The 11,895-nt window shown below is 65.9% G+C and carries 9 protein-coding genes; 3 read left to right on the forward strand and 6 right to left on the reverse strand.

Translation table 11 applies throughout. From position 1 onward, the window contains the following. Positions 1 to 34: 34 nt before the first annotated feature. Entirely contained in the window at positions 35 to 2,479 is a 2,445-nt protein-coding gene (locus FB466_RS05850) for a Tex family protein (RefSeq protein ID WP_211344761.1), read from the reverse strand. A gap of 209 nt (positions 2,480 to 2,688) precedes the next feature. Here FB466_RS05850 and FB466_RS05855 point away from each other — a divergent pair, with 209 nt between their 5' ends. Then, entirely contained in the window at positions 2,689 to 3,171 is a 483-nt protein-coding gene (locus tag FB466_RS05855) for a VOC family protein (protein ID WP_141916603.1), read from the forward strand. A gap of 6 nt (positions 3,172 to 3,177) precedes the next feature. Here the strand turns inward: FB466_RS05855 and FB466_RS05860 are convergent, their stop codons facing one another. From FB466_RS05860 to FB466_RS05875, 4 genes are all read right to left on the reverse strand, one after another. Beyond that, the gene (locus FB466_RS05860) at positions 3,178 to 3,441 is read right to left on the reverse strand and encodes an SHOCT domain-containing protein (RefSeq protein ID WP_141916605.1); all 264 of its coding nucleotides are present in this window, start codon (positions 3,439 to 3,441) and stop codon (positions 3,178 to 3,180) included. A 2-nt stretch (positions 3,442 to 3,443) separates the two neighbouring features. Beyond that, positions 3,444 to 3,914, reverse strand: coding sequence for a DUF6325 family protein (locus tag FB466_RS05865; protein ID WP_141916607.1), 471 nt, complete (start codon positions 3,912 to 3,914; stop codon positions 3,444 to 3,446). Positions 3,915 to 4,068: 154 nt separating this feature from the next. After that, complete coding sequence (locus FB466_RS05870; RefSeq protein WP_141916609.1) at positions 4,069 to 4,803, reverse strand: PspA/IM30 family protein; 735 nt, start codon at positions 4,801 to 4,803, stop codon at positions 4,069 to 4,071. A gap of 28 nt (positions 4,804 to 4,831) precedes the next feature. Further along, entirely contained in the window at positions 4,832 to 6,985 is a 2,154-nt protein-coding gene (locus FB466_RS05875) for a TPM domain-containing protein (RefSeq protein WP_141916611.1), read from the reverse strand. 279 nt (positions 6,986 to 7,264) lie between these two features. Between FB466_RS05875 and FB466_RS05880 the strand changes: the two genes are divergently transcribed. Together FB466_RS05880 and FB466_RS05885 are read left to right on the forward strand one after the other, a co-directional pair. Beyond that, positions 7,265 to 8,140 carry a hypothetical protein gene (locus tag FB466_RS05880; RefSeq protein WP_141916613.1) on the forward strand — a complete coding sequence of 292 codons (876 nt, stop codon included), beginning with the start codon at positions 7,265 to 7,267 and terminating at the stop codon, positions 8,138 to 8,140. Between the two features lie 445 nt (positions 8,141 to 8,585). Next, the gene (locus tag FB466_RS05885; protein WP_211344762.1) at positions 8,586 to 8,969 is read left to right on the forward strand and encodes a hypothetical protein; all 384 of its coding nucleotides are present in this window, start codon (positions 8,586 to 8,588) and stop codon (positions 8,967 to 8,969) included. Between the two features lie 80 nt (positions 8,970 to 9,049). Here the strand turns inward: FB466_RS05885 and FB466_RS05890 are convergent, their stop codons facing one another. Beyond that, positions 9,050 to 11,881 carry a hypothetical protein gene (locus FB466_RS05890; RefSeq protein WP_141916614.1) on the reverse strand — a complete coding sequence of 944 codons (2,832 nt, stop codon included), beginning with the start codon at positions 11,879 to 11,881 and terminating at the stop codon, positions 9,050 to 9,052. Positions 11,882 to 11,895 lie beyond the last annotated feature (14 nt).

Here is an 11,895-nt window from a genome sequence, read left to right on the forward strand (position 1 = left end):
TTGTGAGGTTTTCTCACCCGTAGCGCTGCCACCGCTAGCGATCATCCGCCACGAGCCCTGCTCGCCGCAGCGCGTCTGCCATTGCACTGTTGACCGGGGGTTTTGCTCCGCGATCAGACGTGCCGCCGCGGGGAGCCGGAGCGCCGCGGCCCTCGCGTGCACCGCGCGCCTGGCCATCACGCCCGCCAGCGCCGCCGCGCCCGCTGTCCGCCCGCCCGCGCCCGCCGCTGTTCCCGGCACTGCCCGACGTATCGCGCCCGCCGCTACGTGCAGGCAGTTCGTCGCTCAGCCGGAGGCTCAGCGAGATGCGTTTACGCTCGACATCCACCTCCATAACCTTGGCGCGCACGATGTCGCCCGGTTTGACCACCTCTCGGGGGTCCTTCACGAACCTGTCGCTCAGGGCCGAGACATGCACGAGGCCGTCCTGGTGCACGCCGATATCCACAAAGGCACCAAACGCGGCTACATTGGTGACGGTTCCCTCCAGGATCATCCCGGGAACCAGGTCGCCGATCTTTTCGACACCCTCGGCGAAGGTTGCGGTGGCGAAGCTGGGGCGGGGGTCCCGACCCGGTTTTTCTAACTCGTGGAGAACATCTGTGACCGTGGGTAGGCCAAAGGTGCCGTCCACGAAATCGGCCGCCCGGATGCCGCGCAGCGCCGAGCCGTTGCCCAGAAGGGTTGATACCTCGGCCCCCGAGACCTCCACGATGCGGCCCACGAGCGAGTATGCCTCCGGGTGCACCCCCGAGGCATCGAGGGGGTTGTCCCCGCCGCGCACACGCAGGAAGCCCGCGCACTGCTGGAACGCCTTCGGCCCCAGCCGGGGCACCTGAGCCAGCGCTTTGCGCGACGTAAACGGTCCGTGAGCGTCCCGATACTCCACGATGCTCTCGGCCAGCCCGGGCCCGATGCCCGATACGCGCCGCAGAAGGGGGGCAGATGCCGTGTTCAGGTCAACCCCCACGCCGTTCACGCAGTCCTCCACCACGGCATCAAGCGAGCGGGACAGCGTGAAGTCGGGGAGGTCGTGCTGGTACTGGCCGACACCGATTGACTTGGGGTCGATCTTCACGAGCTCGGCGAGCGGATCTTGCAGGCGCCGTGCAATGGATACGGCACCGCGGATCGACACATCCAGCTCGGGCAGTTCCTGCGAGGCGAAGGCGGATGCTGAGTATACGGAGGCCCCCGCCTCGGAGACCACAACCTTGGTCACCTTCCGCTCGGGCCGCAGCTTCACGAGCTCGGCGGCGAGCTTGTCCGTCTCGCGGGACGCGGTGCCGTTGCCAATCGCAATCAGCTCCACGTTGTGCTCGGTGATGAGCCGATCAAGCGTGACGAGTGCATCCTGCCACTTGTTGTGGGGCTGGTGCGGGTAGATGGTGTCGGTGGCGACAACCTTGCCGGTGGCATCCACGACGGCGACCTTGGTGCCGGTGCGCAGGCCGGGATCGAGGCCGAGGGTGGCGCGCTGACCGGCGGGGGCCGCGAGGAGCAGGTCACGCAGGTTGGCGGCAAACACCGTGATGGCATCCTCCTCGGCGCGCTCGCGTAGCCGGGTACGCAGATCGAGCTCCAGCCGCACCATAATGCGGCCGCGCCACGATGTGCGCACCGCGAGCAGTAGCCACCCGTCGGCCGGGCGACCCTGATCGCTGATCCCGAACTGGGTGGCGATGGCCATCTCGTAGGGGGTGAGTGCAGAACGATCAGTCGGGGTATCGTCGAGAACCTCGGGCATGGGGTCTATCGTGAGGGTGAGCACATCCTCCTTGGCCCCGCGGAACAGCGCCAGGATGCGGTGCGACGGCAGTTGGGGTAACGGTTCTGAGAAGTCGAAGTAGTCGGCGTATTTGGCCCCCTTCACGGCCTGGCCGTCGCGCACCACGGAGACCAGGCGGCCCGTGTTCCACAGGCGTTCGCGCAGGCGGCCAATCAGGTCGGCATCCTCGGCGAAAAGTTCGGTAAGGATGGAGCGGGCACCGTCGAGCGCGGCTGCGGCATCCTCAATGCCCTTTTCCGCATTGATAAAGGCGGTGGCGGCCCGCTCGGGCACCTGGGAGGGGTCGGTACGTAGCGAGTGTGCGAGCGGCTCTAGCCCGGCCTCGCGCGCGATCTGTGCCTTGGTGCGGCGCTTTACCTTGTAGGGCAGGTAGATGTCTTCCAATCGCGCCTTCGAGTCGGCCGCGGTGATCTGTGCCTCCACCTCCGGCGTGAGTTTGCCCTGCTCCCGGATGGCCTCCAGGATAGTGACTCGGCGCTCGGCCAGTTCGCGCAGGTAGCGCAGCCGCTCCTCCAGTGTGCGCAGTTGGGTGTCGTCGAGCGTGCCCGTGACCTCCTTGCGGTATCGGGCGATGAAAGGCACGGTGGCCCCGCCATCCAGGAGCTCAATGGCCGCGCGGACCTGGTCGCCGCGCACACCCAACTCGGTGGCGATCTGCTGGTCAATGGAGGGAAGCGGAAGAGAAGTCACGAGAAGAATTCTGTCAGGTTCTGCGGATGTTCGGGGCCGGGCCAACGCGGTTGTGGAAATATTCTGCCCGGGCCGGGTTGTGGAGGAGAGCCGCGGGGCGTTCTCCTTCACAACCGCGGCCACGAACGCGAAATAGTCGGTACAAAAACCCAGGTCGGGCGTAAAATGACTCGCACAACCAACCGCGAGGTACAACGAGGGAGTTCACCATGCAGCCGATCAGCCCGTTTCTCTGGTTTGATACCCAGGCCGAGGACGCCGCACAGTTTTATGTTTCCATCTTCCCCAATTCGCGCATCCTGTCCACCTCCTACTACTCGGAGGGTGCCCCCTACCCGGTCGGCACCGTGATGGTGGTGCAGTTTGAGCTCAATGGCGTGCTGTTTCAGGCGCTCAACGGCGGACCACACTTCCAGTTCAGCCCCGCGGTTTCGTTTGCGATCTCCGCCCGGGACCAGGCCGAGATTGACCACTACTGGAATGCCCTCTCTGGCGACGGTGGAACCCCCGGCCAGTGTGGGTGGCTCGACGACAAGTTTGGTCTGTCGTGGCAGGTTATTCCGGCGCAATTGGGGGAGATCCTCTCCGACCCCGACCCGGAGAAGGCCGGCCGAGCCACGGGCGCGCTCATGGGGATGACCAAGATCGTTATTGCCGAGCTTGAAGCCGCGCGCGACGGCACCGCCGCCTAAACCGCATTACGCCGAGGGCCCGAGAATCAGTGCCTTCTTGGTCTCAAACTCCGCCTGGCTGAGGATACCGGCATCGCGCAACTCGCCCAACTGCTTCAACTGTGCGAGCGATGCATCGAGGGCAGCAGGAGGGGTGGCCGGCGGAACCGGTTGCCCGAGGGTATCCGGGGCCGCGCTCTGCGCCCCCCACCGTTGCCGCTGGCGCTCCTGAACCCGGCCGTGAACGGAACTGGCGACGGCCACCCGTGCCGCTGTGCGAAAGAGACTCATGGTCAGCTCCTCCCGTGAGAATCGGGAGCCACCGTATTCGGCTCGGTGTCGAGCGCGGCCAGCATATCGGCCACCGGAATGACGCCCTCGCCCAGCACTCGTGCATCGGCCCGTTCCCACGCGGCAATCACGGGCAGCATCGTCAACTCTTCGTACACCAGAATTGCCGCGATGCTTCCCGGCCGCAGCGCCCGGCCGATCTCGGCCAGGTCGGTTGTATCGGCCAGCCCCGAGGAGGCTCCGTCAAACACGGTCATATCGAAGCCCTCCACCGGTCCCAACTCGTCCAGTCCGATAATACGCGCCCCACCGTCGGCAGTCGCCGCAACAAATTCCAGGTCGAGTACGCGGATACTGCCCCCGTCAACCAGCTCAAGAAGCTGTGCAAACCCGGCGGCGGTGACCCGCCCACCGGGAAACTCGATGATGAGATAGTCGATCGGCCCGAGCTGATCGTCAAAAGTGACTGTCATGTGAACCCCCTCAGCTGCCACATCGGCATGGACCCAGCCTAATCATCGGGGGTGCCGGGGGGAAGACCTCGGACGCAGTGGGTGGGATGTCGCAGCATCCCACCCAACTACCAGTCACGTCCAGGTCGGCCCGGCCCGTCTTCCGTGTGGGTCTTTACTGTTCGAGCGACTGTGGTGTTGTGCCGCTCTTGAGGGCGGCCAGACGGGCCTCGACCTCGGTGAGTTCGCCGATGTCCTCCAGGCTCTCGAACTGAGCGTCCAGGCTGGAGGCTTGTAGTTCCTGGGCTCCGCGCACGCGGGCTTCCTCGTGGCGGATCTTCTGCTCGAAGCGGTTGATTTCGCTCGTGGGGTCCAGCAGGTTGATGCTCTTGAGCGCATCCACAACCTTGCCCTGGGCCTGCGCCATCTTCGCGCGGGAGAGGAGTTCGTTGCGCTTGGACTGGAGCTCGGTGAGCTTCTGCTTCATGCCGCTGAGGCCGTTCTTGAGCTGCTCAACCACCTGCGTCTGGGACGCGATCTGTGGCTCTGTTACGCGCGCCTCGTTCTCGGACTGTACCTGGCGCTGGAGCGCGACGCGGGCGAGGTTGTCGAACTTGTCGGCGTCGGCGGCGTTACCGGCTGCGCGGTACTCGTCGGCTTTGCGGCTCGCGGCGAGAGCCTTGGACCCCCAGGTGCGAGCTGCGTCAACATCCTCGCGGTGGTCATCTTCCAAAAAGCGTAGGTTGCCGATGGTCTCGGCGACCGCGCTCTCGGCCTCGGCGATGCTGTTGGTGTAGTCGCGCACCATCTGGTCGAGCATCTTCTGCGGATCTTCCGCGGAGTCGATCAGGGCGTTGATGTTTGCCTTTGTGAGCTGTGCGATGCGGCCAAAAATTGACTGTTTTGCCATGAGTGATGGTTCCCTTTCGTTGGTTCTTTTAGAATCGTCCGCCGCCGGGGCGAGAGCGACCCCCGCCACCCCCGGGGCGAGAGCGACTGCCGCCGCCCCCGGATCGTGATCGTCCCCCGCCGCCGGAGGAGGGCCGGGATGCTGAGGGGCGCGACGGGCCCGGGGTGTACCCACCCCAACCGCTCGACTGGCGGTGTCGATTGTCGCCGCGGTCGTTATCGTCGTCGGAGCCCAGCAGGTCGCCGACGAGCCCGCCGACGAGGCCGCCGAGGAAGGCCCCTGCGATATCGGTGGAACTGGTATAGCGGTTGTTGGACATCCGCATATCAACAACGGGAGGCTCGTACTGGTTGACGTCTTGACGTGCCGTGCGCGCGGCCTTATCGCCCAGCTGTGAGGCGCGCTGGGCACTCGTGAGGGCCTGCGCCATGTTGTACTGGGCCATCTCGTCGGCCTTCTCCAACTCGCGGCTTGCCTCGGTGAGGAGGGTGCGGGCTTTCGCCCCGACCGCCCCGCGCCGGGCGGCAATGTAGTCAGACGCCGCCGAAATCTGTGCGCCCGCGTTCATCATTTCGCGGTCGAGCATGTCGCGCTGGCGCTGCACAGCCGCCTGCGTGTTGATCGCGTTGTGCAGGGTCATATTGATGTTCTGTTGCGCCGCCGTCAGTTCGTGGACCACCTGGAACGGGTTGACGGGAGGGTTGCTCATGCGGGTGCGCACACCGGTCAAGGTGCGTTCAGCGCTCTCGATGGCCCCCCACACGGTTCCCGAGGTGGCCGAGTCGTTGGCGGCCGGCATCTGGCGGGCGCTCGCCACATCCGCCTGGAGGCGCGCGAGCATACTCTCGATGCTGCCAGAGGCCTGCTGAAGGTCGCGCGAAAATCGATCAACCGCCTCGACCAGCAGATTGGCCTGGGCAATGGCATCCTCGGCGGTGCGTACGGCCACGACGGCCTGGGCGTTGGTGCCATTCGCGATCTGTTCGCGGCCGTTGGCGATCAGGCCGTCGGCGAGGTTGAGGCGTTCCTCGGCCTGCACGGCGTTGTCGGCGATAGGGGCAACGGCATCCTCGGTGAGCTGGGTCTTCAGGATGTCGATTGTGCTGCGGGCCGCCCCGAGCCGGGTGCGCGTGGCCTGCGCGCTCGCCTCGGCGGCGGCAATGGCCTGCGGCGCGTTCTGCTCCAGCTGGCGCATCCGGTTGAACGACTCTACCTGGGCATTGAGGGCGGCATTGGCCTGGGTGCACAGGTCGAGAATCTGGCGGTTCCAGGCCTCACGCTCCTGGTCGGTATCCGGGATGTGGTCATCCAGTTTCTGCCGAAGGCCAAACGCCGTCATGAGCGCGGCACGGGCGTCGTTGAGGGCTCGCGTGAAGGGGGCCGTGGCCTCCGCACCGTAGGAGGCGAGGGCAAAGTCGAGTTCCTGCTCGCTGCGTTTGATCGCGTCATCGGTCTGCACGAGGGCGGCACCGCCCTGCTGTTGCAGCGACTCGATGCGCGATTCGATGTCTCCCCGGGCGCGGGCGCGAGTGCGGCGGATCACCACGAGAGCGATAATGCCGCCCACAACAATGAGGAGGAGGAAAAAGGACAAACCGCCAACTACTGCGCTGGATACCGCCCCGGCGGCGGGATCGGTTGCGGTTGTTCCGGTGTCGTTTGAGTCGGTTGTGCGTGCATCGGTGCCGCTCGTTGAGCCGGTGCCTGACACGGCATCCCCCAGCGCCGAGGCGGCCGCGGTGGCGGCACCGGCCCAGTTGCCGGCGGTGAGTTGCGGCTCAATGACGGTGGACTCGATGGTGCCGATCTGGTCGTAGCTCACCGGCCCGGCAGAATCGGCTGACAGGTAATAGGTGCGACCCTCGGTAGCGATGGCGAGGAGGTAGTCGCGCGGGCCCAGGCCGTTGCGCTCTGCCGTCTCGTTGGCCCACTCCTCGGCTGCACTCGGGCCGGAGAAGCGATCAACAAACACCACGAAGAGGTCAATGTTGCGGGTGTCGGCCAGGTCGGTGAGGGTCTGGTTGACGGCGGAGGTCTGGTCACCGAGCGCATTGACGGTATCGGTCACGTGCTCCGACCCGAGGTCAAGGGGGTTGGCGGCCAGGGCCGGGCCGACCCCGGAGAGGGTCAGGGCCGCGGTGAGGAGCGACGCCCCCACCAGTGTGCTCCACCGAATCCGCATAGCTCCTCCATAAAAGCGCCGAATGTTGCACCCAGAGTCTATTTCACGATGGAGGAGTAAACCCTGAGTGCGTCCCGCGGTGTGGACGGTTGAGGGACCACCCAAATATTTCACCCCGCTACGCCGGGGCGGGTGATCACAAAGGTGATAGTTTGGTGGGCCCCTGAGTTCGCTTTGCACTGTGTCCCTGAGGATTTCCCCGACCCCCGCTGTCGTTCCGGGAAGCTTTCAGGCGGGGTCATCTATGCTAGCCAACATGCCACTCTCTGGTGACCGACTATGACGAACTCAGAAAAGCCAAGCTCTTTCTATGAGCTCCTTGGCTCCATTCGTCGTCGCCCGGAGGCATACCTCGGGAATCGCTCCCTGCATGACCTCCGGGTCTGGCTTGACGGCTACCGCTACGCGCGCGCTCAGATGGGGGTGAATACTCCCGAGGAGGAGGAATTCACGCACTTTGACACGTTTGTGCAAAACAAGTATTCGTGGCACGACACGAGCGGCTTTGAGGCCAAGATCGCCTATTACCACCGCGACCCCAGTCGAGCGTTTGACGAGTTCTTCACGCTGCTCGACGAATTCCGCATCGCGCGCCCCGTGGCCGCTGCTGCGGCGGCCATGAGTAAGCGTGCACGTACGCGCGTGGCAGACCCCGCCCCCGAGCCGCTCCCCGTTCAGTACTCGGTGGATGCCCTGGCGGAGCTGGCCCGTACTGTCGGTGTTGACAGTTCCGCCCTGGCCAACGAGGATGCCCGGTGGGACGCGTACCGCCGCGTGATCGAGTCCCGTGCGCATGTGGATCTGCTCTACTCGTGTGTGAAGTCCGAGCCCGACCCGGCCCTGGCCTCCGCCGTCGTGGTTGAGGTGCTGGAGACGGTGCCTCCGCAAGACCGCGGTCGCTGGGTGGAGGCCGTTGACGACTCGCAGAAAGACTCCGTGCGCACTCGTGAGTGGGAAATCGGCGTACTCGACTCCCTCAACGCGGGTCAGAAAAATGTCAGCGACGTCAAAATGTCGGTTGATAACTGGTCCAATTGGTTGCAGCAGCGCATCGCCGAGACCGAGATGAGTTGGGATGTCCTGGCCGTCATCGCCTCGCGCGGGCGCACCAAGCGCATCCGCCGCTACGCCTCAGAGCGCCTGCGTCGCCTGTAACGAGGTATCCCTCGACGGGTACCCGGCATGATGCGTGCGCGGTCTGCCGCATCTGTGCAGCGCGGCCGGAATGGCCTGACTGACGGGATGATGGCTCAGCCTCCCGGGGGTTGTCTACTCGTCGGGCCAAAGGTGAGGTGCGGGATGATTTAACGCCGTCTCTTCGGGTTTATCATGGGCGTAAACTTGCCTGACAATGGGGAGGGGGTGGCCGGTCTGCCGACCGTGTGCGCGCTCGGTCACCCCGATGGTGGCTCCCTCGATGCGGTCAAAAAATGCGGATTATCAAGGTTTTTTGGGGGGCGTGGTGGTGACAGCGCCGCGGGAGAGCAGCCAGTGTTCGTGCTGTGTGATCGGTTTTGTGTTCTATCTCGGGTACCCGGGGGGTGCCGTTACCGGCGACCGGGTTCGCGGCCCCCCGCCAGCACCGATATAAGGTGTGCCCATGACTAACCCACCGCACGCATCAGCAGCCGTTATGGATGGCGATGCGCACGGTCCCTCCGCCAGTTCAGCGCCCGTCACGTTGTCCCTGCCCTCCCTACCCAAGTCGGTTCTGGAGTTGCTCGTGGCCAACATCGAGGGGCTGCACCTGGCGACGGGTGTCCATGTGTACGGTCTCGGTGTGATTGCCGAGAAGAACGCCCTCCACGGCATCGCCGGGCAGTGCCCCGGCTACGTGTTGGTGGGGGATAACGGCACCCACGGATTTTTGGTTTCCCTGAGCGACGACCTCAGCGTTTACTCCAGCGAACTCGGCGCGTTAGTTCCGCCGTTCTTTCAGTTCGTGGCGAGCTCGCTCCGGGAATGGGTCGATAGCCAGGGCTAAGCCCGCATCGACCCACACAATGAAAAGGCCTTAGGTTCCCCCCCACCTAGGGCCTTTTCAGCGTCCGGGGATACCGACGGTTAGTCGGCGGGCAGGTCGGCCGGTGGTGAATCGACGGCGGAACGGACCGCAGCGGCCTCCTCGTGACGGCCCAGGTCCGCCAGAATATCGCCGAGTTCGAGCGACATGATGTTCCAGTGGGGAGACGCGATCGGCAGCCGTTCGCGTGCCGACTGGTACAGGGGCACCGCCTCCTCACGGTGCTCACGCTCCGCCAGCGCGCGGGCCACAAAAAGCTCGGCGAGAGCGGCGGAGGCGTCATCCTGCGACTCCGCATACCCGTCGGCCGCACGCAGGGCAGCACTCACAGCCTCGTCGATCCGGCCCAGGGCCTGATAGCCGCGGGCGAGGCTATCGGTGAGGTCCGCGATCAGCCACGGTGAGCCTTGATCGCCGGCCAGGGCGATGGCCTCCTCGATGGTGGCGAGGCCCGCCTCCTCTCCGAAGAAGGCCTGCGCGTTGCCCAGCCGTTGCAGGGCGAGAATGGTGGCCTGGGGGTTGTCGAGGGCACGGGCTGCCGCGGTGGCCTGCCGGAGCGCCCCCACAGAATCCTTATCGCCCTGGTTCACCAGCAGGGTGCCGAGGGCGAGGCTGGCCCGCATGAGTAGCACATTGTCGCCCGCCTCGGTGGCGTAACGGACGGCCTGCTGCCACGCACCGTAGGCCATGGCGTTCTCGTCAATGACGCGGGCCGCTTCGCCCATAACGTACAGGATGTCGGCGAGAACCGTGAGTTCGGCATCCGCCGCTCGCAGCTGCGTGTAGGCCTCATCGAGTTTTTCGAGTCCCTCGGCGGAGTGGCCCGCGTAGTGCAGGTAACGGCCCAGCTGTGCCGTGAACTCCGGGATGTTGGGCAACTCGGCGAGTTCCGCCTGGGCGATGGCGTAGCGCATCCGGTGGGCGGCCTCCTCGTCGCGGTTGTGGTCGCTCAGGAGCACCGCCGAGAGCAGGCTCGCGGCCACGGTGCCGGTGCGGTTGCCCAGACGGGCCTGGAGCGCGACAAGCTCTTCGGCCAGGGCAATACCGGTGGGGTAGTCGTTGGAGGCCCCGGCGATCTGGGCGCGAATGACCATAGCCGGGATGCGCACGCGGGGGCGGTTATCGGCCGTGACCAGGACATCTAGCTCGGCGATGGCCTCCTCGAGGCGGCCGAGCGCGAGCAGCGTGTGGGAGTGCAGGAGGCGGGCTGAGGGCTGGATATCGTGCGGGTCGGACACGGTGGTGCGGGTGACGGCCTCGCTCACGAGCTCCTCCACCCAGGTGACGGCCTCAGCGGTGGTGCCCTCAGCATCGCCGAGTGCAGCCTCGGCGGTCGTGAGGAGCAACTCCACCACCACATCGTCGGGGTCCCCGCCGTCGCGGCTGCGTTCCAACTCGTCGCGGAGGACTCGGAAGCGGGCGGGATTGTTGTCGTCGTAGAGCAGCATCCCGAGCCGCTCCTCCAGGGCGGCCGTGTCGGCTCGGCCCGTGGCGCGCAGCTCGGCGAGACGCTGCTGGAACGACTCCTCGGCAGCCTCCTCCCGGCCCAGCGACTGGTTGACGCGAACGGCCAAACCGAGCAGGGAGGCCCGCCGGTTGTCGATGGGGAGGCGCAGCCCGGTCTCCACGGCCTCCTTCGCGGCCGCCGCATCGCCGGACATGAGGAAGACGATGGCCCGCTCGCACCACTCATCGGCGGTGGTGGGCTCCTCAACCGTGGGCTCCGGGTCGCGGAAAGTGTCCGTGGCGATGGGCACATCGTGATGCTCATCGGCGAGGGCCCGCGCGGCGCGCACCCGCTGGGTGAAGTGCGCGTTGCCGTTGCGGGCGTTGAAGGATGCGGCCAGCCGCTCCGCCGTGTTCCACGCGGCCATCGAGAGCGTATTGACCGTCCACGGCTGGGAGTGGCCACCGTAGATACCCGCAAGTTCGGCGGTGTCGGCACCGCGGACGGGCTGATGGCCGTAGCCTGCCGCGGCCACGGCATCCAGAATCACGCCCACCGCGAGCATGGCGCTGAAGTGCGCCGCCTGGTTGAGCGGGTCGTTGGCGATCATCCCGATGTGACGCTCCAGGAGGGCGAGGCCACGGGCCTCGTTGCCCGTGACGGCGCAGAAGATGAGGTGATGGCCGATGAGGTTAAACGAGTTGGGCTGACGGCGGGCAACTCGATAGCTGTGCAGGTGGGCAGCGCGGGCGTCGGCGAAGCGGCCAGCCCGCAGCAGGGGGAGAAGAGCCTCGGCCTCGGCCGTTTCGGGCTCCGCCCCGCAGCTGAGGTGGTTCTCGATGATGTCGTCATAGACGCTGAGCGCTCGCGGTTCATCCCCGATCTGCTGGAAGTACCAGGCATCTTCGCTGCGCACACAGGCGGCGCAGTGACTGAACTCGTCCTCGGGGACGGCGTTTCGCGCCTCGCGCAGTTCCTCGGCTTCGTCGTACCGACCGGTCAACACCGCGGTGGTGAAACGCGACTGGAGCACGCCGCTCTGGGTGGCCCCGTATTCCAGGTAGCGACTGGCCATGTCCACATGCATGGCGTCCATCTGGTCGAGGCTGAACATGGGGTTGGTGGTGAGGCGGCCGACCATCCACTTGTACTGGAAGAGGAGGTTTCCGCCGGGGGTGTCGAGGGGGAAGCGCACGGGGTCGCTGTCGTGCATCCCAACGCACCAGCCGAACGAGCTGAACATGGCGTCGGTGTCGCCCGTCATGTGGGCGGATTGGGTGAGCCGCATCCGCGCGGCGTAGCCTAGCTGGGTGTCGCGGGTTTCGTCGGCGAGGCGGATGGCCTCGGCGAGGAGCGCGCGTTCCTCGGGCCCGTAGGGCATCCCGTCGATCTGTTGGATGACGTCGTATGTGGGTTCGTCAGTCATGGTGAGTGGGTCCT

This window comes from Klugiella xanthotipulae, from assembly GCF_006716695.1.
GTDB lineage: Bacteria > Actinomycetota > Actinomycetes > Actinomycetales > Microbacteriaceae > Klugiella > Klugiella xanthotipulae.